The sequence below is a fragment of the Pseudozobellia sp. WGM2 genome, from assembly GCF_017810075.1.
Classification (GTDB): domain Bacteria; phylum Bacteroidota; class Bacteroidia; order Flavobacteriales; family Flavobacteriaceae; genus JADNYK01.
This window is the reverse complement of record NZ_JADNYK010000003.1, coordinates 590475-614510: the sequence shown is the minus strand read 5'-3', so window position 1 is coordinate 614510 and position 24036 is coordinate 590475. Positions and strand designations below refer to the sequence as shown.

14 protein-coding genes are annotated in these 24036 nt (G+C 40.8%); 7 read left to right on the top strand and 7 right to left on the bottom strand.

Going from position 1 to position 24036, the window contains the following annotated elements; all coding sequences use genetic code 11:
• Window positions 1–337: 337 nt before the first annotated feature.
• The 4 genes from IV512_RS09515 (at window position 338) to IV512_RS09500 (ending at window position 8346) form a co-directional block, all read left to right on the top strand.
• Window positions 338–4456 carry a two-component regulator propeller domain-containing protein gene (locus tag IV512_RS09515; protein ID WP_209402723.1) on the top strand — a complete coding sequence of 1373 codons (4119 nt, stop codon included), beginning with the start codon at window positions 338–340 and terminating at the stop codon, window positions 4454–4456.
• Window positions 4457–4672: 216 nt separating this feature from the next.
• On the top strand, window positions 4673–5800 hold the full coding sequence (locus IV512_RS09510; protein WP_209402721.1) for an endo-1,4-beta-xylanase: 1128 nt from the start codon (window positions 4673–4675) through the stop codon (window positions 5798–5800).
• 33 nt (window positions 5801–5833) lie between these two features.
• Window positions 5834–7279 carry an MFS transporter gene (locus tag IV512_RS09505; protein ID WP_100870597.1) on the top strand — a complete coding sequence of 482 codons (1446 nt, stop codon included), beginning with the start codon at window positions 5834–5836 and terminating at the stop codon, window positions 7277–7279.
• Window positions 7280–7308: 29 nt separating this feature from the next.
• Window positions 7309–8346: a glycoside hydrolase family 43 protein gene (locus tag IV512_RS09500; protein WP_209402719.1), complete on the top strand. Its 1038-nt coding sequence runs from the start codon at window positions 7309–7311 to the stop codon at window positions 8344–8346.
• On the opposite strand, the gene IV512_RS09495 is transcribed toward IV512_RS09500, so the two are convergent.
• From IV512_RS09495 to IV512_RS09485, 3 genes are all read right to left on the bottom strand, one after another.
• Window positions 8343–11648 (bottom strand): VCBS repeat-containing protein, encoded by a 3306-nt coding sequence (locus IV512_RS09495; RefSeq protein ID WP_371743280.1) that lies wholly within the window; start codon window positions 11646–11648, stop codon window positions 8343–8345. The genes IV512_RS09500 and IV512_RS09495 overlap by 4 nt on opposite strands.
• Before the next feature lie 123 nt (window positions 11649–11771).
• Entirely contained in the window at window positions 11772–13259 is a 1488-nt protein-coding gene (locus tag IV512_RS09490) for a RagB/SusD family nutrient uptake outer membrane protein (protein WP_209402717.1), read from the bottom strand.
• 10 nt (window positions 13260–13269) lie between these two features.
• On the bottom strand, window positions 13270–16296 hold the full coding sequence (locus IV512_RS09485; RefSeq protein WP_245224713.1) for a TonB-dependent receptor: 3027 nt from the start codon (window positions 16294–16296) through the stop codon (window positions 13270–13272).
• Window positions 16297–16718: 422 nt separating this feature from the next.
• On the opposite strand from IV512_RS09485, the gene IV512_RS09480 reads away from it, so the two are divergent.
• Window positions 16719–17279, top strand: a complete 561-nt coding sequence (locus IV512_RS09480; protein WP_209402713.1) for a hypothetical protein — start codon at window positions 16719–16721, stop codon at window positions 17277–17279.
• 59 nt (window positions 17280–17338) lie between these two features.
• On the opposite strand, the gene IV512_RS09475 is transcribed toward IV512_RS09480, so the two are convergent.
• On the bottom strand, window positions 17339–18523 hold the full coding sequence (locus IV512_RS09475) for a hypothetical protein (RefSeq protein ID WP_209402711.1): 1185 nt from the start codon (window positions 18521–18523) through the stop codon (window positions 17339–17341).
• Between the two features lie 139 nt (window positions 18524–18662).
• Between IV512_RS09475 and IV512_RS09470 the strand changes: the two genes are divergently transcribed.
• A complete protein-coding gene (locus tag IV512_RS09470) occupies window positions 18663–19928 on the top strand; it encodes a hypothetical protein (protein WP_209402709.1) in 1266 nt (421 codons plus the stop codon).
• Between the two features lie 423 nt (window positions 19929–20351).
• On the top strand, window positions 20352–20735 hold the full coding sequence (locus IV512_RS09465; RefSeq protein ID WP_209402707.1) for a hypothetical protein: 384 nt from the start codon (window positions 20352–20354) through the stop codon (window positions 20733–20735).
• Between the two features lie 12 nt (window positions 20736–20747).
• On the opposite strand, the gene IV512_RS09460 is transcribed toward IV512_RS09465, so the two are convergent.
• Genes IV512_RS09460 through IV512_RS09450 form a run of 3 tightly spaced genes read right to left on the bottom strand, consistent with a single transcriptional unit; the run spans window position 20748 to window position 23925 of the window.
• A complete protein-coding gene (locus tag IV512_RS09460; RefSeq protein ID WP_209402705.1) occupies window positions 20748–21197 on the bottom strand; it encodes a DUF4440 domain-containing protein in 450 nt (149 codons plus the stop codon).
• Window positions 21198–21209: 12 nt separating this feature from the next.
• Complete coding sequence (locus tag IV512_RS09455; protein WP_209402703.1) at window positions 21210–23438, bottom strand: molybdopterin cofactor-binding domain-containing protein; 2229 nt, start codon at window positions 23436–23438, stop codon at window positions 21210–21212.
• Window positions 23439–23460: 22 nt separating this feature from the next.
• Window positions 23461–23925: a (2Fe-2S)-binding protein gene (locus tag IV512_RS09450; protein WP_209402701.1), complete on the bottom strand. Its 465-nt coding sequence runs from the start codon at window positions 23923–23925 to the stop codon at window positions 23461–23463.
• Window positions 23926–24036 lie beyond the last annotated feature (111 nt).

The window sequence follows — 24036 nt, the reverse complement described above, 5'->3', positions numbered from 1 at the left end:
ATATATAAAATAGCTATTTAAAAGTTCGATAAATGCTACATCGACCTTTAAATAAATAAAGTTGTTGCGTATGTTCAAATTTCAGATAAGTGAAGGGTATATTATAAAAAGTATGTCGCCCATGATGGCATATTTGAAGCATTTGAAAAAATATGGCATAGCAAACCATATTTTGTGGTGTTCAGTATCAGGATAATAGTTTAACCACTGTTTTTTAAGACAAAAGGCAAAATATAGGTTCTAGAGCATGTGGTTAGTGGTAAATGACTATTTTTAGAGGCAAAATATTAATAGCGAAAACGTTATAAGTTTTGTTTACTTACTCGACTTTAATCATATGAATTCACCAAATTGGTATAAACTTCTTTGGCTTTTTTGCTTCAGTATCTCTCAATTCACGAATGCGCAAGTAGTCGATAGCGAATTGTCTTTTGTTGATATGAAGCAGGGTATAACCCAAAAGGCTATTTCAAATATTGTTCAGGATCAGAACGGACTTATTTGGATTGCAGCTTACGGTGGTGGACTCTATAAATACTATGGTTCTGATATTATTTCGTATCGTCAAAAATTCAATGATCCGAAGTCGTTGAACAGTTCATTGGTGCAGACCAGTCTAATAGATAGCAAGAATCGTTTATGGGTGGGTACGGAAGTAGGACTGAATATCTATAACAACGACTATGATAATTTTGATCACATTGTATTTCGCAACGAAAGTGATGTAATTCTGGACCAATTGATTGTTCTCGCTCTTGAGGAAACCGATTCGGGAACAATTTTAATCGGTACCTACTTAGATGGCTTGTTCGAGGTTGACCCTCAAGAATTGATTGCAAGGCCCGTCGAAATAGTTGCATCTGCACCTGAAACTTTTCAAGTACGATGCCTTAAAAAAAGACCCGATGGAAAAATAGTTATTGGCACTAATCAAGGTCTTTATGAATATGATGGCAATAAGGTAAAACCCGTTACATTAAAAGGGGCGCAGTTTGCAAATAGAGCTTCTTATGGTGTTGAATCGATTATAATTGATGATTCGGGTTCTATTTGGATGGGTACTTACTCAAGCGGGTTGCTCAAAGTCAGTTCCGCTTCTATAAACACGTATCAAGCTGAAAGATTCCCCATCACTGACGAGCAGATTTTGACCATGGTTCAGGGGCCGGATGGTAAAATTTTATGTGGTACCGAGAATGACGGTTTACTAGTGGTGGAAAAAGATGGTTCGGTAATTAAACACTATCACTACGATAAATTTGCGGACAACGGATTAAAATCCAATTCGATTTGGACACTTTTCGTAGATGACCAAAAAAGGGTCTGGGTCGGTTACTATAATGCCGGGGTTGGGGTTTCAGACATTTTATATGATAAATTCAAAGATTTAGAAAGTGTTTCTAACATACGTAACTCGTTACAATCATCATCGGTAACCAGTATCGTTAAAGACAAAAAAAATAGGCTGTGGATAGGTATGGATGGGGGCGGAATTGACGTCTATGATCTAGAGAAAAAAACCTTTGATCATCTTATCGATCAAGATAACCCCATTGCAAAAGGCTTCGAGGCGTTAGATGTACAGAATCTGTTTTTCGATAGTGGAAGCAATCTGTGGGTGGCCACTTGGAACTCCGGTATATATTATCTGCCCAGGGGAAGTGATCAATTCAAGCATTATGAAATTCAAGAGGTGAACGGGCGCTTGCGGTTTCATCGTATTATGAATTTTGCCGAAGATATCGATGGTGTAGTTTGGATCGGCACGAGCTCTAGTGGATTACATTATTATGATTCAAAAACTAAAAAGTTCGATTTTGTCGCAGATAGTCTTTTTAGACAAGGTGCTGAAATAAGAAAAGTTCTTGTAGACAGAAACAACACAGTTTGGGTAGCTACTAACCGTGGGGTGTTTAAAAGGAAAAATGGATATAAAGGGGCATTCGAGAATCTAGAGTTGATGCCGTCCGAAGAGCAAAATCCGGCCGAAAAGGTATTAATAGATTTAACGGTCACACTTTTCGAAGATAAGTTTGGGAATATATGGATCGGTACCGATGGTGCAGGGCTATGGAAATATGATGTAAATGGAAAAAATATCACTTGGTTCAACAGTGCCTCGACCAATTTGGAGCAAGAAAGTATTGCTACGATTTTAGAAGGTGATGATGGTAATCTATGGCTTGGAGGCAATAAAGGGCTTTCATACTTTGAAATTGAAGAAAAACAGTTTACCAACTATAGCGCCAATGATGGTTTGTTGTCAGATGATTTCAATTATAATGCTGGCTTTAAAGATGAAGACGGCACCATGTATTTTGGTAACTATAAGGGGGTAAATGTAGTAAACCCAGAAGCTATTACATTTAATGAAAGAAAACCAGAAGTCTACTTTACGAACTTCAAAATACATAATAAATCATCAAGCTCACCATTGAAAAAAGCTATTGGAGAAACAGAGCATTTGACATTGAACCACAATCAGTCTTTTTTTACAATTGAATTTGCGGCCCTTAATTATACCCGACCTGAGAAGAATAAATATGCCTATTACCTTGATGGCCTAGAAGATACTTGGAATTTTGTGAGTAATACCACGAGTGCCACCTATACTAATTTATCACCGGGCGATTATACTTTTATGGTCAAAGCGGCCAACAATGATGGGGTTTGGAACGAGAGTGCAAAAACGCTGCGGTTGACCGTATTGCCACCATGGTATAGAACTACTTTGGCCATTGCTTGTTATCTCATATTGTTCGTAATGATTTCTGTGTTTGCATTTAGACTGACCAAAGAAAGAATTCGAGAAAAACGTTTGGTACAGGTCGAACGCGCCAGACGTTTGCAAGAAGAAGAATTGAACAATCGTAAGATTCAGTTCTTTACCAATATCTCTCACGAATTTCGAACGCCTCTAACGCTGATTCTAAACCCGCTTGAGTCGGTTATGCATGATCAAAAATATAGACTTTCAAAAGGTTTGTCGGAAAAACTCAATATCATTCATAAAAATACGGCTCGTTTAAAACGACTGATCGATGAGTTGATGGATTTCAGAAAACTACAGTTGAACAAGTTTTCGATTAAGGTTTCAGAAATCGATGTGGTCGATTTTTCACAAGAAATCGCGGAACATTTTAATGAAGAAGCTGAATTGAAGAATATCGCGATGCTTTTTGAGTCTAGTGGTAAAAACGTAAAGCTTTGGAGCGATCCCGGTATGTTAGAAAAAGTGCTGTTCAACATACTGTCAAATGCATTTAAGATTACCCCAGACAATGGCACCATCACTATAGGCGTACACCAAAGGGAAACCAATATGATATTTCCCCTCATAGATACCGAAAAGCAGTTACCAGCAATTGAGATTTTTATTGAAGATACGGGGAGCGGTATAAGTCAAGAAGAGGTAAGAAATGTTTTTGAACGATTCTATCAGGTCAAAAACATGAACAGTCAATATTACGGGGGTACGGGTATAGGTCTAGAGGTGGTAAAAAGTTTTGTCGATTTACTGAAAGGGCATATTGTCGTCGAAAGTGAGGAGGCCGTTGGAACAAAGTTCAGGGTATTCTTGCCCATGGGCAGAGAACATTTTAATACTGAAGAATTATTATTGGCCGCCACAATTAATGAAGAGGTGGTGCCTGCAACAAATCAAGACATACCTGAAACCGCACGACTTGAAATGCTTACAGGAGCAAAGAAGACCTTACTCATAGTCGAAGATAATACCGAGCTACGGTCATATCTCAAAAATGAGCTTCAGACCGAATACAATGTGTTTGAGGCTGTAAATGGGCAACAGGGCCTAAAACTGGCCCTTGAGCGTATACCCGATTTAATTATTACAGATGTTGTTATGCCAGAAATGGATGGTTTAGAATTCTGTAAGGCCATAAAAGATGATTTGAGAACGAGCCATATACCGTTATTGATGTTAACGGCTAAGACAATGAGTGAAGATTGGATAAAGGGCATTGATTCCGGGGCCGACATCTACCTGAGCAAACCATTTGATTTGAAGGTGCTTAGGGCACAACTCAGGCAAATTATAAAGAGTAGGCAAATATTATTCGATAAATTTGGCGAAGGAACGAATAACGTAAAGATACCCGAGAATACATCACTTCTTGACAAAGGTTTTATCACTAAGGTAATGGAGTATATTATTGAAAATATAGCCGATGAAAACCTGAATGTAGAGCAATTGGCCGGGGAGTTGAACTTGAGCCGAAGTCAGCTTTACCGGAAGATAAAATCGCTGACCGGCCATACTGCCAACGAATTCCTAAGAAAACTACGTTTAGAAAAAGCCAAGGAAATTATTGAAAATGGAGATGCTTCTATTAGCGAAGTCTGTTACAAAGTCGGATTCTCGTCACCTTCTTATTTCACCAAATGTTTTAAAGCTTATTTTGGGGTGTTGCCCACTGAATTTAAACAAGAATAAAGGTTCTTTTCCCTTTCTTACATTGCAATGGCAGCTCATGCCACATTTTTGACATTTCTTGCTTCATAATTGGCATCCAGCCTAATTGAGAAATACGATTTTTATCATGTCGATAGTTTAATCTGTATTTCACGAATAATTCGGTAATTTTCGAATGGTCGTATTGTAAATGTGATAAATTATATTTCTTGCTATTCGGTTAAAAACAAAAATAATATGAAATCCCCAATTCAAATTTTTGGTTGTATATGCCTTCTTGCCGTCGTTGCGGCCTGTGGAAATAAGGCTTCGGAAAATGTGGAAGCAGAACATGTCGACCCAAGTCTCAAGAATACGTTTTCCTATGATTTCTTTGTGGGAGCCGCTATCAATAATGGTGTTATTGAAGAGAAAGATTCATTGGCGACAGCACTGTTGAAAAAAGAGTTCAATAGTATTACACCTGAAAACATCATGAAGTGGATGCATATACATCCATCACCTGATAAATTCAATTTTGAAATTGCCGATAAGTATGTTGATTTGGGTAAAAAGAATAATCTACATACCGTGGGCCATACTTTGGTCTGGCATAGCCAATTGGCCGATTGGGTAACCGAAGTAAACGACAGTTCGGCCATGACTGTCATTCTAAAAAACCATATTAATAGCATAGTGAATAGGTATAAGGGTAAAATAGACTCTTGGGATGTGGTAAATGAAGCCTTAAATGAAGATGGAACTCTTCGAGAATCTATATTTCTTGAAGTTTTGGGCGATAGCTATTTAGAACTGGCATTTGAAACTGCGGCAAAAGCGGACCCAGACGTTCAACTCGTCTACAACGATTATAATCTTACAAATCCCGAAAAGAGGGCAGGGGTTATACGTTTGGTAAAAAAATTAAAAGAAAAAAATATAAAGATTGACGCAGTGGGCATGCAAGGCCATTGGAATTTGGAAGGGCCGACTCTTGAAGAAATTGAAACTAGTATTATCGCCTATCATGACGCAGGGGTAAAGGTTTCGATTAGCGAGCTGGATATTACGGTACTGCCCAACCCCTGGGATTTAGAAGGGGCCGAAGTGAGTCAAAATTTTGAGAATAGTCCATCAATGAATCCCTATCCTGAAAGTCTGCCTGATTCTGTTCAAAATATATTGGCTAAACGATACCAAGATATTTTCAAGCTATTTCGTAAACATCGTGATAAAATTGATAGGGTAACATTCTGGGGTATAAACGACGGGTCGTCGTGGCTCAATAACTGGCCCATTGACGATAGAACGAATTATCCGCTACTTTTCGATAGAAACTACCGACCCAAAAAAGCTTATGAAAGTGTTATGGAGCTTAACAAGTAACGCTTCGTTTCATTTCAGATAATCAACCCAGCAATGACTTCAAACTCGCAAAAACTGTCCGTAAAGGAAAAAATCGGCTATAGCCTTGGTGACCTAGCAGCCAATTTGGTATTTCAGACGCTAATTACCTACCTCGCATTTTTCTATACTGATATCTATGGTCTTTCACCGAAAGATTCTTCGGTGATCATGTTGGTAGTGGGCCTGATTGCCGCTTTTATCTTTAATCCTGTAATCGGTGCCCTTGCAGATAGAACCCATACCAAATGGGGAAAATTTCGCCCTTGGATATTGTTTACGGCCATACCCTTGGGGGTAGTGGCCTTGTTTGCGTTTACCACACCCGATTTCTCGTACAAAGGCAAGGTCATCTATGCCATTGTAACATATACGCTTTTACTATTGTTGTACGCTGCCAATAACTTGCCCTATTCGGCGCTTAGTGGGGTAATAACTGGTGACATGGGAGAACGTAACAGTCTTTCTTCATATCGTTTTGTAGCTGTAATGTTCGCTCAGTTCTTTGTTCAGGTATTTATGTTGGGCATTATCAAAAGTGCAGGTGATGGCGATATGGCCGTAGGTATCGAAAAGGTAATGACCGTTTTGGCTGTTGTCGGTACTGTAATGTTGCTGATTACGTTTTTGAGCACACGAGAACGAATTGTTCCAAAACCGGAACAACGGTCAAGTTTGAAAGAAGATTTGGGCGATTTAGCTAAAAATAGGCCTTGGATCATTATGCTCACCTTGACCACTTTGGTCTTTATTACATTGGCCATGAAAGGGGGTGCCTACGTGTACTATTTTGAAAACTATGTAAATCGACCGCAGCTTGCATCGGTTATTCAACCCATTCTTGATTTTCTCTCGAGTATAGGTTTGAACGAGTTTGGGCAAGATCCTATTTCCGCTGGTTTCGGACTATTTAATGCCGGGGGTATTATTTTTATGATAGTGGGCATTACTCTGTCAAAGAAATTGGCCGATAAATACGGTAAGCGTGATGTTTTCGGTACTTTTCTTTTCATTTCGGCCTTGTTCATTGTATTCTTTTACTTTTTCCCACCAGAGTCAGTTAGTCTAATGTTTATTTCCCAAATTTTGCATGGTTTTTTCTACGGAATAACCATCCCTATCTTATGGGCAATGATTGCCGATGTGGCCGATTATTCCGATTGGAAAAACAACCGTCGGGCAACTGCCATTATTTTTTCTGCGATGATGGTAGGTCTAAAAGCTGGTCTAAGTATCGGAGGTGCCATTACCACATGGGTTCTAGGTGTTTTTGAGTATTTGCCGAACACAGAAGTACAGCCCGAAAGTGCTATTGAGGGCATCAAATTGTTGGTCAGTATTTTTCCTGCGATACCATTTGTAATTGGCGCTGGATTGTTGTTTTTCTATGAAATCAATAAAAAGATGGAGGTTCAGATTGAGACTGACTTGATTAAAAGAAGGGTACCTCCGAAGAATTAAAATTTAGCGAACACGATAAAGAACAGACTATGCCAGAAGATTCTATCGAACATATCGATTTTGATGAGTTGAATAAAAAGGCCATTTCACAACCTTTGGTCAAACATATATATACGGCCGATCCATCGGCACATTTTTTTAACGGAAAAATATATATCTATCCTTCGCACGACCTTGATGCAGGTGAAGCTTTCGATGATTTGGGTAGCCATTTCGCTATGGAAGATTACCACGTTATTTCTATGGATGGTCTAAATAGTGAGGCCGTTGATCATGGGGTTGCATTGCATGTTAAAGATGTAGCATGGGCCGAGAAACAAATGTGGGCTCCAGATGCTGCTCATAAAGACGGGAAATATTACCTGTATTTTCCAGCAAAGGCATATGACGGAATTTTTAGAATAGGTGTAGCAGTAGGCGATTCTCCCGAAGGTCCGTTTGTGCCCCGACCAGAAGCAATAAAAGGTAGTTTTAGCATTGACCCTGCAGTTTTTGAAGATGAGGACGGAGCCTACTATATGTATTTTGGCGGACTCTGGGGCGGGCAGCTCCAGCGTTGGAGAACCGGAGCCTTCAATGCCGAACAACCGGAAAGTCCCACCGCTTTTATTCCAAATGATGATGAACCGGCCTTGTTACCGTTTGTTGCGAAAATGACGGATGATATGCTAGAGTTTGAAGAAGCACCCAAAGAACTTCAGATTCTTGATGAAGATGGAAAGCTATTGCTTTCTGGGGATAATGACCGTAGGTTTTTTGAAGCCGCTTGGATGCACAAGTACCAAGGCAAATATTACTTCTCATATTCTACAGGTGATACCCATTATATCTGTTACGCAATAGGCGATAACCCGTACGGACCTTTTACGTATACCGGAAGAATTTTGAATCCTGTGGTGGGTTGGACCTCCCACCATTCCATTTGCGAAGTAGAGAGTAAATGGTACCTATTCTATCACGATTCAAGTTTGTCAAAAGGCGTTACACACTTAAGGTCGGTGAAAATGGCGGAAATCGTTTACCGCCCCGATGGAATTATCGAGACTTTAAACCCTTATGGTGATTAGTTGATTTTGACCGTCTGTAAATAATCGTTATTCTTGGCAACGATAATATAACGCTGACCATTGGCACTGATCGGTGCCATGCCTTTCACATCACCGGGAACAAAAAATCCACTTTCTGAACCTTCGACCGCGGTAAAGTTTCCGATACCATCACCCTTCAATAGAAGTCCGTGGCCAGCATCGTTCCGAGGGGTTTCCACTTCAGATGCATAAAGATTGCCCGCAATGAGAATATCCAAAGCTCCATCTTTATCATAATCTTCAACAAGTATTTGATTTATGCTTGAAGTTTGTGCTGCAATAGGTAGTTTTTTAGCAATCAGTTTTCCATTGTCATTTTCCAAATAAATACTGGCAAATGATTTTACCTGATAGTGTAGTGCCGATTCTAGAGATGCTTCGGTGTATACATCGGCTAAAGTAGCTTCGGCAAAGCTGGCGTAATCTCCAAATTTTTGTTTGATTCCCGGTATTTGTTGCGATGAACATTCGCGACCCCTTAACGGATACTGTTTGCCATCATTGTAATAACTGAGTACAATATCTTGCTTGCTGTTTTTGTCAAAATCGTTCACATATATATCAAAAGTCTCTTCTTCTGAAGCCTTATATTTATAATTAAGACCATTGTTTCCCACGAGGTAATCAGGGTCGCCGTCTCCATCAAAATCACCTTGCTCGATGCTCCACCACCAACCCGTCGTATCAGCGTTCAAGCCCAATTCTTGAGATACTTCTTGAAAGCCGGTTTCAGTGTTCTTGAAAGCTCTAATGGGCATCCATTCTCCGACAACGATAAAATCCATTCGGTCATCACCGTTTAAATCGGTAATAACGGCACTTGTCGCCATACCCATGTTATCGAACTCGGGTGCATGCATTTTTTCAGAAACTATAAATTCTATTTTTTCTGAGCTACTATTGTTCTCTAGAATATAGCTGCTGGCAGGCGAAGGATATCTTCCGGGAACTTGTCGGCCGAGCACAAGAATATCTTGATCCCCATCGTTATCAAAATCGGCCGCATACGCTTTTGACCCGCTCACCGTCAATTTCGGTAATGCTCCAGTAGACTTCTCGAATTTTCCTGTTCCGTCATTGATATAGAGTCGGTCTTGAAGTAGTTTTGAATCGGGTTGAAACTCATAGCCACCGCTGACCACATAAAGGTCTGTGTCACCATCATTATCGGCATCGAAGAAAAGAGCACCGACATCTTCAAATGCGCGATCTTCATCTAAAAACGAATCTTTCTGTTTTTCAAATCCATTTTTATTTTGAAGAAAAAGTGCCGCCGAATGCTTCGCAGACCCGCCCACAAAACAATCATCTAGGCCATCATTATTAACATCGCCTACGGCAAGTGCGGGGCCGAAAGAAGACATTTTATGAGGCAATAATACTTGCTTTTCAAAATCGTCGTACTCGTTCTCTTCGTGTTTGTGTTTTTCAAAGAAGTTTTCATCTCGATTGGAAAAAAGTTTTTGTCTTTGAGGGGTTTCGATTTCTGTATCGCTAGCGTCGGCATGTTTTAAAACCAAGGTTTGGTTCACTGATACATTTGTGATGGTCTGTATTTTACCATCGGTCCACACTACTTTAATTTCGTCGATACTTTCAGATTTTCCCAGTCCGAAATGAAGCTCTGGCGCTACTGATGATTGAAACCCTCGAGTCAGGGTCATTTCTTGAAGTTGGGTGGTGTTATCATTGGTCAAATAAACTCGATTTCCTAATCCGAATTTATTGTGTTCGGTTCCTTCAAACTTTATGGTAAGATAATTATTTGATTTTGAGCTTTTGTTTTCAAATACCGTAACGTAGTCGTCGATATTATTGGTGATAATCTCAAGGTCTCCATCATTATCCAAATCAGCATATGCGACCCCGTTAGAAAAGCCTTCAAATTGAATACCCCATTTTTCATTGACCCGTTCAAAATCAAGATTGCCCTTGTTTTCGAACATGAAATTGTCAATTTTTTCAGAAGGTATTTGTTGACTGAGATTTAAGAGGGTGTCTTTATCAAGTTCCAGACCTTTTAATTGGTTGAAGTAATCATTGTTATTAATTTCTCTTCGAGTACCATTACTAACAAAGAGGTCTTTGTCGCCATCATTATCAAAATCAGCGAACAGAGGCCCCCAACTCCAATCGGTGGAAGAAGTGCCTGTTAACCTTGATACGTTCGAAAAATGGGGAATTCCCTTTTCGAAGACTCCTGAATTAAGTTGCATGCAATTGTGCATGTATTGGTAGTGAAAACCGGCATCGACCACATCCCAAAATAATTGAGGGTTCATGCTGGCCATATTGGCTTTCTTGCGCCTGTTACTCTTGGCATCCATATCTACCTGAAAAATATCAAGAAACCCATCATTATTAAAGTCGGAGATGTCGGCTCCCATACCATAAAAGGCCGTATGGGAAGTAGCTTCTTTTACCACTTCTTTAAAAGTGCCGTCTTGGTTGTTGAGGTACATAAGGTCAGGGGAGTTAAAATCACTCGAAATATAGAGGTCGGGCCATAAATCGTTGTTCAAGTCACCTACCGTTGCACTTAAAGTAAGGCCAAATGCGAACAAACCCGCTTCTTTGGTTACATCGACAAATTCGCCCCCGTCGTTTCTGAAAAGGTGATCGCTTTCTTCCTCTTTAAGATTATTCATTTTATAGGTGTACACAAAGGTCGGGGAGTCGAATTTAGTGGGGGGATAATTGGCAACGTACAAATCAAGATCACCATCTTTATCGTAATCGAAAAATGTTGCCTGAACACTGTTTCCGATATCGCCAAGGCCATACTCCTCGGCTTTTTCCGAAAATGTACTGTCGCCATTATTTATAAAAAGTTGATTATTCTTTGGACCGAACTTTCCACCTACGGAACAATATATATCAAGTAGTCCGTCACCATTAACATCACCCATGGTAACCCCTGTATACCATCTGTCATCACCACTTACGCCGGCTTTATTGGAAATATCCTCAAATTGTAAATTTCCTTTGTTCAAATATAACTTATTGGGCATTTGGTTGCCGGTAAGGTAGATGTCGATAAGGCCATCGTTATTGATGTCTCCGGTGGCCACACCGCCACCCATATAAAGGTAAGAGTAGGTGAAATAATTAAGGGAGTCGTTTTCTACAAGTGTATTCTTAAATTCAATGCCACTTTTTTTGGGATCGAGTGACGAGAAAATTTTTTCCTCGACCGGAATCGTTTTGGATTCTTTATCAGTGCAACCGACAAAAAACGCAACTGAACAGCAAATAAAACTATCGGTCAGAAATTTTTTCACCTTTTTTCTTTTTATCAGTGTAATGGTTAGACTACTATAATTTGTTAGAAAAAAACAGCGTGCAACCAACACGCTGTTTTAGAAAAACTAAACTAACTTAAAGAAACTATTTTTAATATTTTTCTAGTATCCAGGGTTTTGGTCTGCCGAACTGATATTAATGTTTGCGTCTATCTCGGCTTGAGGTATGGGCAACAGTTCATGCTTACCGGTCTGAAAACTGGTTCCTGCGAGTTCGGTGTCTGCAATCCCCCAACGAATGATATCATTGAATCTGCATTGCTCTCCGGCCAATTCGACTTTTCGTTCATGTACTAGGGCATCAAAAACTTGGGCCGCTGATAAACCGGTAGGTAAAGGATCTAAACCAGCTCTTTCACGAACTTGGTTGATTAAACCTATGGCAGCATCTTGATCACCGCCAGGTCTCATGCTTTCGCACTCTGCCATCATAAGCAAAACATCGGCGTATCTCAAATACTTAAAGTTAATGCCCGAGGTTTGGTCTTCGTTATCGTCTTTATAGTAATTATTGTATTTCGACCAGCCGGCATTACCTCCTCCATTACTAGGAAAATGGTCTACTGTAAGTGCGCTGTCTTTACCGAATTTATCTCCGTTGACATAGAAAGATTGCTCAAAACGAATGTCGTTTTCTTCATATTCGTTCAATAAATCATCGGATGGAAAGACGTTGAACCAATCGTTAAAACCGTATTCTTGGCCCCTAAAAGTTGCCTCGTTAGGACCTTCACCACTTCTATCGGAGTTCCATTGAGCACTAAAACCAAGATCATCATCATATTGAATTTCAAAAATGGACTCTACGCCAAATTCGGTTTCCTCTTTAAAATTGTCGAAATAGTCATCTTCCAAAGCGTAACCATTTAGAGCATTGAACTGTGCAAGGGCGTCGTCATATTGTTCTAAGAAAAGATAAACCTTGCCCAGTAATGCTCGTGCCGATCCAACTGTGGCCCTACCATTTTCTTCTTCTCCTTTGGCATTTAATACGGGAATGGCCTCTTGTAAATCTTTAATGATCTGGGCATAAATTTCATCTTTGCTATTTTTGCCAAATCCAACGCCATCTTCTGGAGGTAAAGTTGTAATTAATGGGGCATCGCCAAATCTGGTAACTATCAGAAAGTAATAAAATGCCCTTAGAAATTTTGCTTCGCCCAGTGCCTTCTGCTTTGCATCATCACTCATGACCGAAGGTAGAATAGCATTAATTGTTTCTTCGTTTTCAATCACATAGTTTGCTTTGTTGATGCCTCTATAACAACTTTCCCAATAAGCACCGATTGCACCGTGGCTCGGGTTAAACGAGAATTCAAGATATTGCCTTTTGTCGGCTTCTAACTGATTGTTTCCTCCATTTTCTTGAGACATGTTATCCATCATAAAAAACATATGCCTGCTATAGAGACCTTGAGTTTGCATGTTGGAGTACACTGCATTTACCGCAGATTGTACCTGTATCGGGTTTTGAAAGAACGATTCGGGCAGTAGCTCATTTGGATTTGTTAGTTCTAATGAATCTTCATTGCAAGAGAGTATCAGACCCAAACTCGCAAGAACCGTTAGTATAATTTTATTTGTTTTCATAGTAATTTTTTTAGAAAGATAGTTGTACTCCAAGTAAAACTGATTTGGGTTGCGGGTAATTACCTCGGTCAATACCTAATTCATATCTCCTTGCATCACCGTCATTAGTTAATGGATTACCTATTTCAGGATCTAGGCCCGAATAATCGGTCAGCGTAATTAAATTCTGACCACTTATGTATATTCTACATTTAGAGAAATACTTTTCTAGCGATGTACCGCTAAGGGTATACCCTAAAGTTATGTTCTTTAATCGGGTATAAGAACCATCTTCAACGAAACGATCGGAAATGGAATTGAAGTTTTCATCGGCCCCACCGGCTGCAGGAACCGAGTTTGAGGTGCCTGGGCCTGTCCATCGGTTCAAGACATTGGTGCCAGCGTTGAACAATCTTGGCATGCCTTCTAAGTCATAGATATTGGTGTTGTATACATCAACTCCGGCTACACCTGAGATAAACATATTAAGATCTAAATTTTTATATGCCGCGTTCAAATTGAAACCATAAGTCAAGTCTGGATATGGATTACCTATCTTAACACGGTCTTGATCGTTGATGGCGCCATCGCCGTTTTGGTCAACAAAACGGATATCTCCAGGGTTATAGGTAACATCTCCATTATCATCGGGAACCTGGTTTAAAACCGCATCAATTTCAGCCCTTGTGTCATATATTCCATCGGTTTCATAACCATAGAAAAAGAATAGCGGTTCACCAACTTCTACACGCGAAATATCTTGTGACTCAAAACTACCGCCCGATAGTGATTCGTTTTCGCCCAAAGATTTTACCTCATTTCTAGAAGTACCTAGGTTCAAGTTGGCCGACCAAGTAAAGTCGCCTTCAAAATCGTTGTACCCTATATTGAGCTCAAAACCATTGGTCTCTACCGATCCGACATTTTCAGTTACCGATCCTGAATGAATACCTAGAGTACCCGGTAGAGGACGATTCATTAATAAATCATCACTGGTGTTGTTATAATACTCAAGGGCACCGGTAAACCTACCATCCCAAAGTCCGAAATCGAGACCGATATTGCGCATAGTCGTTTCTTCCCACTTTAATTCGGGGTTTGCAAGACCACCTGGTGTGGTACCTGTGGCCAATCCGTCGCCTAAGGGATAAAAGAAATTCGATAACAAGGTAGCGCTATATTGATACTCTCCGATTTTATCATTTCCTGTGATGCCCCAACTACCCCTTAACTTTAAGGTGTTTAATGCGGTATCTGCCAAGAAGTTTTCTTTGGCAATGTTCCATCCCAGTGCTACGGAAGGGAATGAACCCCATCTATTGGCCGAACCAAAGCGAGATGATGCATCTCTTCGAATCGAAGCCGCAAAAATATATTTCTGGTCAAAATTATAGTTCAGACGGGCCAAATACCCGATACGTTGGTATTCAAATGCTTCTGATTCTAAAAAGGATTGAGTGTTCGATACTTGCGTAATATCGTTGGTAATAGGATTTTGACTATTGGAATTTAAAATCTCATCGGTTCTTTCTTGTTTCTCGGCCAATAGCAATACTTCGAAGTTGTGAACGTCGTTGAATGTTTTGTTATAGTTCAAACTATTCGTCACAATAATAGATTTTCTTAAGCTCGAATTCTTGGTGATTAGCGCAAAATCAGACGCGTGTGTTGCGCCTTCACTGTCATCATTGTAGGAAGGACGAAAGATATTAGTGTTTGAGTTTCTATATTCAAGACCTACCTGGCTTTTAAAGTTGAGGCCTTCAATTATTTCAAATTCCCCAAATAGGCTACCTATAATTGCAGATGATTTATTTATGTGCTCACCGAGTGTTTGAACCCTCACCGGGTTTTCGGCATCTTGTCCGTCCAAACCATTACTTGGCCCTTGAAAACCACCTAGGTTATTAGAATTATAAATAGGAAGATAAGGTGGTATTTTAATGGCATGTTCTAACAATGACCGATCTGCTAAGTTTCTTTCTGGGTTCTGTTTATTGAAAGATACGGCTAAGGTCTCACCGAACTTAAATTTACCTAATGTAAAATTGCTATTAGCGCGAAAAGAGAACCGCTCGAAACCGGTTTCTATTATGGCGCCTTCTTGATCCAAATATCCGGCAGAGAACCTGAAATCGTTATTTTCCGAACCGCCAGAAATACCAAGATCTATTTTTTGCATGATTCCTGTTCTGAATAATGCATCCTGAAAATCGGTATTGTTGTTAGATTGCGAAAGTGGCGAAGTAGGTGTAACCCCGAAAGCGTCTTGTGCAAATTGTCGGTATTGGTCGGCATTTAAAATATCGAACCGTTGGTTAGAGTATTGTATACCTGTATATGAATCAAGATTGATAACGGTTTTGCCCGTTCTTCTACCCTTTTTCGTCGTCACCATAACTACACCATTGGATCCTAGCGAACCATAGATTGCTGTTGTTGACGCATCTTTTAAAACGTTGATCGATTCAATATCATTGGGGTTCAAGTCTCCTAGACCTCCAGCTATTATACCGTCTATAACATAGAGGGGGTCGTTGTTGTTCATGGTACCAAGCCCCCTGATACGTACGACGGGTGCTGTACCTGGTGAACCTGTATTTAGTACCGTTACCCCGGCAGCCCTACCTTGTAGTGCCTGGTCTGCAGTAGCTACGGGTAGTGCAGCTATTTCTTCAGAGCCGACGGTGGTAATCGCCCCGGTTACCTCTGCCCTAGATTGGGTACCGTAACCAACTACAACCACCTCGTCAAGTGCTTGAAGGTCTTCGGATAGTGTTATGTTAATGGTTGTTCTTCCGTTCAATGCAACCTCTTGGCTTACATAGCCGATGTAACTAAAGGTAAGGGTTGCTCCTGATGGTACATCACCTAAGGTATAGTTACCATCAAAATCGGTTTGGGTACCGTTAGTCGTTCCCGCGACTACAACCGAGGCTCCTGGTAGAGGTGTTCCCGATTCGTCGGAAACCAGACCGCTCACCGTAGAAGCTTGGGAATAAGCTAAGTGACCCAGCATTGCGAAAAATGCAATGCACAATAATTTGAGTTTGTTCATCATGTTGAGTTTATGTTAAGTTGAGTGTGCCAAGAAAATGTTAAATAATTTTCTCAGTAACAAATGTATTTTCAGACAGGTCTTTCCAATAAAACATCTGAAGCGTATGTTGCTACATTTGTTGCACGTCTAGCTATAATGGCACTTTCAAGCGTATTTTTTTAGCAATATCCTAATAGAGGATGATGTGAAATGGTAGATTAACAATGTAGGATGTTCGGTATGCAGATCACTTTAGTCAGCCTAGTTACTACTCCTTTGTAAATTAGGGGTTTGTAAACTAGATTGCTCTTTTTTCACTAGAACGGAAGCAAAAAAATTACCATACGTCTCTTTTAAGGTAAAATACTACACAAATCGGAAAATTGGGATGTATCACAGCTTATGATGCGGTTTTACCTTTGCTGTCAAATCTTATAGTTATGAAAAATTCCCAAATTTATTCTAATGTGTTAATGTCGCATCCTTTTGCGATGGCACAATTTCAAACGGATTTTGAAGGCAGAAGTATAATAGATATGGTTTTGACCAATGCCTTTGTTTCTGATATGAACATATCTGAAATGAAGCTTGCAGTCACCAAGTTTTCTGCTTTTGATGAGCAAGGCAATGAACACAACTTGGCCTTTTTTCTTGAAGATACGACCCTAGACATTCAAGGCTTGCATAAAGGTCTTTTTCTACGGTCAAGAAGTGTGTCCACTCTGAACCCTGGTAGGTACAAATCTTTAAGGTTCTATATCAAAGAGACTAAAAGCACCTTCAAATATCATGATAGAAAAGAAGAAAGTGCTCAAGGTTTTGAGTATTTAGATTTTCAAATAAAGAACGGTTTGTTAATCAACGGAGACCAGGCCCCTGAAGCTATTTTGAGGTTCGATTTTGTACCGGTAAAATCAAAAGGTTTTTCCGATACTGTAGGTAAGTTTTTTAGAAGACCCCGTCATATGGCCGGTAAATTGGCACACAGTTTCGGTCATTAATAGCTCCGAGTCAGTTGAGGTATAAGCCCAAGTTTCCGAGGAAACCTGGGCTTTTTTAATTAATAATCAAGACCATCGGTATCTGCTAATCGGGCAATGAGGCCCCAACCGTAAAAATAATTGGTGAGGCCGATTAAAATTTCATTTTCTCCCTCTTGAAAAGGTATTTCGAATGAAGTGTTGTCTAAAGTAGCTCGGCCGCGGGGTTCTTTCATGCCCGGCGAACCGAAGTAGTTTTCATCTTTGTACAGGGGTTGCTTGTTGATAAAGACCCAAACTTCATCGCTAAAACCCAGTTTAAGCAGTTTTTCTTGCATATTATCAGAGGTGACAGTAGTCTTTAACCAAATCAAGCGTCTAGGGCTTACGCTTTCACCCCCGAATTCTTTAGTCAAGTTAATGAGGGCACGACGGCCGGCTTCTATCGGTTTCCAAACGGCGGTACTATCAAGGTAGGCCGGGTCAATAGCTACTCCGGGGTTTCTTTGAATGCCTTTTAAGATGTCTTTTCCGAAGGGGAAGTCTATCGGTTCGGTTATTTGCCAGTTGCGGAGATAATTCGGGTCATTGTAGGTTGGGTCGTAGCCTGCGGTAGTCGGTAAGTCTTCGGTAGCATTGGGGGTAATTTTCATATTGGCATAAATTACATTGCCCGTAAGACCGATACGGCCAGATTTGGTGATGCCCTCCAATGCCGGAACCCATAAAGCTGCTTTTTCCATATCATTGACATAAACCCTCATTTGCTTTTTCGATACTACCAGTTTTACATGGTTCCATTGATTTTCGTAAAGGGTTGCCGCAGCTTGATAATCATCGGTGAGGTCCCATAGGTTTACTCCGCTGATTACCGGAGCATACTGCATGGTGGTTCTTCGCTTGGGGTTAGGTTTGCCAAAATGTCTTAAGTAGAATATTTCCGAGTTTAATGAATCTTCGCTTACACGGAAGTTGATTCCCGGAAAACCCTGCCCTTTCAATTCTACATCGAACTCAATGATACCGGTGGTAAATACAAAATCTTTGAGCATAATTGCTATATCCGACTCGTTCTTACTTCTGGCAACTTTCGTCGATTTGTAAGAGGTAAATTCTACATTATTGCTGACCGTTGCCCAATGCTTTTCGGTCATTGGAAAAGCTATTGTTTTCTTTTGAGCGTTTATTTTATGTTGGGCGTGCGATAATAAGGTACAGCCTATCGTCAAACCCAATATAAGATGTCTTTTTAGTGTTTTTTTCATTTTTGCTCGATTTATGATTAAAGTCTAAATTTGATTAAGTCAAAAGTAGGTTCCAAGGTATTTTTTCGGCCTGTTCAAGCTGTTCAATCCTGTTTAATGCTATTCAAACGCCCACACCTTTATTGCTCTTTTTAGTTTTATGGATAAATCAAAACTGTATATGGTCGAACATTTGGTTTCGTGCATCGAAGCAAAGTTGGGCTGGGGCAATGGCAAGAATTGGAGTAATAGTGATTTTGAAACACTTAGCGAACAGATTTTTGAGGCAACCAAAAAACGTTTGAGCGTTACGACGCTAAAACGTATCTGGGGCCGGGCCGAGCGTATTGCCAACCCCAGTGCAGCAACTTTGAACATTCTTTCTCAATTTATGGGTCATGCCGACTGGCGGGATTTTGTTAACTCTCAGAAGTCTGATACAGATACACCCGCCTTCATTCAAATTCCTTGGCAGAAAATACTGGCCATTATCGGGGTATTGACCATTGGGGTAGCCCTACTTGCATTAAATTGGGATAATGACAAACAACCCATCATCAAAGAGGTGACTTACCATAAGGCAGACTTTGAATTCAAAAGCCGAACCATCGCTAAAGGCCTACCTAATTCAGTGGTGTTCGATTATGATGTTTCTGCTGCTGCCGACGATGCCAAAATCGAAATTCAGCAAAGTTGGGATACCAGTAAACGAATAACCATCAATCGCAATGATAGTGTGGCCACTTGTATTTATCGTCGTCCGGGTTTTTTTAATGCCAAATTGGTGGTCGATGGCACCATAGTGGAGGCCCATGATGTGTTTATACCGACCCAAGGTTGGTTGGGCCTTATCGAGCGTGATTCCATACCGTTGTATTTAGATAATGAAAATGTAGAGCGTAAAGGAGAACTATCAATAAGCTCTAATGTGCTTTCCGATTACGGACTCGACCCAAAGGTTGAAAATACCTCAGTAAGCTTGTATCAAATGCAAGATTTCGGTGCTATTGACACCTCTGAATTTATTTTCTCCGTACGATTGCAAAATACTTTTGAAAAAAGTGCTACTGGATGCCGACGGGCTCAGGTTTATCTTATTTACGAGGGTGGGGCCATAGGTATTCCGCTGTCGAACAAAGGTTGTGTCGCCACCTTGAACATTATGGCCTTCGGACAATTTATTGATGGAAAAAAAACCGACCTTTCCGCTTTTGGAGTAGACTTCTCAGATTCGGTACAATTACAGTTGCTTTCGAAAGACGGTGAACTGCAGATTTTTGTTAATGACCATTTGGCCTACCAGATGCAAGTACTCGAAACACCGGCAAAAATTAGAGGCATCTCTCTGCATTTTGAAGGTACGGGTAGGGTAGAACAAGTGGAGTTGAGCAATACTAAAAATCTTGTCTATCAATTGTCAGAATAGTAGTATTAATCTTCTAAACAGACCAACAGGTTTGTTTTGAGCCGTTCTAAATATTATTGATTGTGAGCCCTCATCGATAAATGGTATCACAAATTCTATGAATTTAGGTGTACCGACATTTTCTGTTTAAAAGAAGTTTAGTTGCCGACCAAGTGGTCTGTAAACTTTAATTTTTGAGAATGTCGTAATGGCTTCTAGAATCCTTAAAAATGATGATTCTTACAGAAATAAGTTATCATTACAACAGGTGAGTTACCCAGGTTTCATTCCTCCAACAAGACTAACTGTAACTCGTTCTAAGGAATAAGTCATTTTCGACAAACTTTGAAAGCTAAAAAGAGATATGTAGTTTTAGAAAATCAAAAATAGAAGTTTAGGTTTTATAAAAAAATATTGAACCGGTTCGCTACCATAAAAACTTATATGTTTCCGCACGAAGCCGCTATTGACCGTGCTAGATTAGAGGCTCATGGTATGGAATGTTTTACCAAAGATGAGATGACCATACAAGTTCATAATTTCTACTCGCAGGCGTTGGGCGGGGTCAAACTTCAGGTAAGAGCTAATGATTTTGAAAAAGCAGCAGAGATTTTAGGGGAAAGTGTAGATTTGGAGCTGGAAACTATTCGAGATGATTATTCCGAATCTTCAATAAAATGTCCTAATTGTATGTCTGGCAATGTGACCATTCTAAGAATCAATAGAATATGGTCATTGGTGGTTCTAATGCTTGTTGCGCTACCCATTCCTTTTCGAATGAGAAAAGTACATTGCTACGATTGCCAATCTCAATTTAAAATAAAATAACTTCCGTAGTGCTCATTTCACCCCATTCCAAATATCCAAATACATTTTCCAGTCGCCATTTTCTTTGCGCCACACGACAACATATTTACCTTTCCAACTGCTGATTTCGCCATTGGCTTTTTTGGTCTTGCCTTCATAATAACCATAATCATAGGCTTCGTCGCCCCAAACCTTAATTTCTTCGGGCATCAGTTTATGGTGTATAGTTTCTAGGCCTTCGGGTAAATGCCAATACCCTAAAATGGCTTCTTCCCCGGTCAAAATATCTCGATTGTTCGGGAAAATCTTGGCATCTTCGGTGTACGACTTCCCGATCATCTCATAATCGGAGTCCATCACATATTGTGAAAAATTTTTGGCATTTGCCAGAATTTGGTCGATATCCTCTTGTGGGCCGATATATTTTTGGGCAAAGGAAAATCTTGAAACCAAAAATAGCATCCCTATAAAAAACAGTCTCATTTAGAACACATTTTACCCGACGACCTCTTTTTCTAAAATAAACGGCTGGTTATAGACCCGTTTTCCGGTGGCCTTGTACATCGCATTCGCCAAGGCGCCCACAACGGGCGGTAGCGAAGGTTCGCCCAAACCAGTAGGGTCGATGCCGTTATCTACAAAATAAGATTCGATGGCTTTTGGCGCTTCGGTATTTCGTATCAATCGGTAGTCATCAAAATTTTCTTGCTGTGGCACCCCATTTTCAAAGGTCATTTGAGAATAGGTTGCATGCCCGATACCATCGATGATGCCCCCTTCTATTTGGTTCTTGGCACTTATCGGGTTAATAACGATACCACAATCTACGGCGCACCATACCTTATCGACCTTGGGCTGGTTGTTGTTCATAGTGAGGTCTAACACTTGGGCTACATAACTATTGTGACAATAATAGGCCGAGACCCCTCTTGCCTTATCACCGGAATTCGACCAGTTTGATTTTTCTTTGACCAGCTTTAATACCCCAGCATAACGTTCAGGGTCGTAATCGTTCTTTTCGGGGTCGCCCACCGGATCTTTAATCGCCCTGTCGAAGAGTGCCAAACGAAATTCAATCGGGTCTTTACCGGCCAGTTCCGCAACTTCGTCCATAAACGATTGTTCTGCGCCAGCGATAAAATTGGAGCGTGGTGCACGCCAGGCACCGGTAGTTATTTTCGTTTCTAAGCTGGTTTTTTCAGCGAGGTAATTGTCAACGGCACCGGCAGGAAAACGGTTTTCGAATATTAAATCATCGTTGGTGCCCACGCCTTTTACATACCAAGCAATCAAGTTGTTTTCGGCATCCAATCCTGCTTTGAACTTCACCTTATAGGCAGGTCGATACGTACCTTGGGTCATATCGTCTTCACGGCTATAGACCAATTTGATGGGCGCCTTCGCTTTTTTGGAAATTACGGCTGCCTCTACCCCGAAAGACCCGTAAAGTCTACGGCCAAAACCACCGCCCATACGCGTCATGTCTATCTCGATATTTTCCAAGGGCATATCTAACACCGAAGAAACGGTTTTTTCCAAGAACTCGGGCGTTTGTATCGGTCCGCTCAATAGCGCCTTATCGTCGGTTACTTTGGCGTAGAAGTTCATTGGTTCCATCGTATTGTGCGCCAAGAACGGAGCACTGTAGATGCTTTCTATCTTTTTTGCCGCACTATTGAAAGCTTTGTTGAAATCGCCATCTTTCCGGGCCGGTTCTTTTACCGGCGCATCGAGCAATTTGTTGAGGTCGTCACCATAGCTCGCAGTACTTTCGAGGGTTGAAGGGCCGTCCCATTCGACTTTCAGGGCTTTTTTTGCCTGCATACATTGCCAAGTACTCTCACCGACAATAGCCACCAACTCAGGAATTCCGCCACCGTCGCTCCATTGTTTTTCAGCCCCTTCAGGATAGACATTTACATGAAAAATGTCTTTAATACCCGGCATGCCTTTGGCTTCATCGGCGTTCATCGATTTAAAGGTCAGACCAAAAGCAGGAGGATGAACAATCATGGCCGTAAGCATACCTTCTTCATACGTATCGATACCAAATAAAGGTTTGCCGGTCACAATACTGGGGCCGTCAACATTTTTACGGTCGGTGCCAATAATGGTAAAATCTTTTATATCCTTTAATTCAATTTCTTCAGGAGCTTCAATGGTTTCTGGGGCTTCGTCCGGTTTTTCAATACTTACGGCAGCAGAGGCCATCTCTCCGTAACTTGCGGATTTATTACTGGCCTTGTGATGAAGCATTCCCATAGAGGTTGTAATTTCTTCTTCGGGTACTTCCCAAGCTTTGGCGGCCGCTTGTTTCAGCATTTTTCGCGCTGTAGCACCTGCCATGCGCAAACCTTCCCAACCGGCACGGATCGATTGGCTACCACCCGCCAATTGGCGTTGAAAGACATCCATATTCAAGGGCGCCTGTTCTACGATAACATCTTTCCAATCGACATCAAGCTCATCGGCCACAATCATGGGCATGGCCGTTTTTACGTTTTGCCCAATTTCCGGATTTGGAGACATGATGGTTACCAGTCCGTTATCGGCTATTTTTAGAAATCCGTTGATGTCGAACCATTCTTTGGGTAAGCTGTTAACCTCTTCAGGGGTCATCTTACAGGAGGCCAGCCAACTGAAACCAACCACCATGCCACCACCGGCCAGGGCCGAGGTTCTTATAAATGAGCGTCTACCTATTTTTGTTTTTACGAATGTCATGAGTGTAGTTTTTTGGGTGTGGTTAGGCCTGATCGGAACTGGCAGCAATTTTCACTGCTTTTTTGATTCTAGTATAGGTGCCGCAACGACAGATATTGCCGTTCATAGCAGTAGAAATCTCATCGTCTGACGGATTGGGATTGCTCTTTAAAAAGGCCGAAGCCGTCATAATCTGACCTGCTTGACAGTAGCCGCATTGGGGTACATCTACTTCTAACCATGCTTTTTGTACCGGGTGATCGCCATTTTCAGATAACCCCTCGATGGTGGTGACTTCTTGTTCGCCCACCGATGAAACGGGCAATTGGCACGAGCGCACCGCATTATCGCCCAAATGAATGGTACAGGCACCGCATTGGGCTATACCGCAACCAAATTTGGTGCCGACCAGTTTAAAATGGTCGCGTAAGACCCAGAGCATGGGAGTATTGGGATCAACCTCAATTTCTTGGGTTTTCCCGTTAATTTTTAAGTTGTATGTAGCCATGATTGAAAAGGTTTGCTTGAAATTAGTAATTTTTCTTATCTAATTGTACGCTATAAGGTAATTGAAATAGTTAATTTGTGTTAAATGATTGTATTATAGCAATTTGTGAGA

What these genes read in the sequence shown, in the direction of transcription:
- IV512_RS09515 (WP_209402723.1), top strand. Translation starts at nt 338, where the DNA reads ATGAATTCACCAAATTGGTATAAACTTCTTTGGCTTTTTTGCTTCAGT.
- IV512_RS09510 (WP_209402721.1), top strand. Translation starts at nt 4,673, where the DNA reads ATGAAATCCCCAATTCAAATTTTTGGTTGTATATGCCTTCTTGCCGTC.
- IV512_RS09505 (WP_100870597.1), top strand. Translation starts at nt 5,834, where the DNA reads ATGACTTCAAACTCGCAAAAACTGTCCGTAAAGGAAAAAATCGGCTAT.
- IV512_RS09500 (WP_209402719.1), top strand. Translation starts at nt 7,309, where the DNA reads ATGCCAGAAGATTCTATCGAACATATCGATTTTGATGAGTTGAATAAA.
- IV512_RS09490 (WP_209402717.1), bottom strand. Translation starts at nt 13,259, where the DNA reads ATGAAAACAAATAAAATTATACTAACGGTTCTTGCGAGTTTGGGTCTG.
- IV512_RS09485 (WP_245224713.1), bottom strand. Translation starts at nt 16,296, where the DNA reads ATGAACAAACTCAAATTATTGTGCATTGCATTTTTCGCAATGCTGGGT.
- IV512_RS09480 (WP_209402713.1), top strand. Translation starts at nt 16,719, where the DNA reads ATGAAAAATTCCCAAATTTATTCTAATGTGTTAATGTCGCATCCTTTT.
- IV512_RS09475 (WP_209402711.1), bottom strand. Translation starts at nt 18,523, where the DNA reads ATGAAAAAAACACTAAAAAGACATCTTATATTGGGTTTGACGATAGGC.
- IV512_RS09470 (WP_209402709.1), top strand. Translation starts at nt 18,663, where the DNA reads ATGGATAAATCAAAACTGTATATGGTCGAACATTTGGTTTCGTGCATC.
- IV512_RS09465 (WP_209402707.1), top strand. Translation starts at nt 20,352, where the DNA reads ATGTTTCCGCACGAAGCCGCTATTGACCGTGCTAGATTAGAGGCTCAT.
- IV512_RS09460 (WP_209402705.1), bottom strand. Translation starts at nt 21,197, where the DNA reads ATGAGACTGTTTTTTATAGGGATGCTATTTTTGGTTTCAAGATTTTCC.
- IV512_RS09455 (WP_209402703.1), bottom strand. Translation starts at nt 23,438, where the DNA reads ATGACATTCGTAAAAACAAAAATAGGTAGACGCTCATTTATAAGAACC.
- IV512_RS09450 (WP_209402701.1), bottom strand. Translation starts at nt 23,925, where the DNA reads ATGGCTACATACAACTTAAAAATTAACGGGAAAACCCAAGAAATTGAG.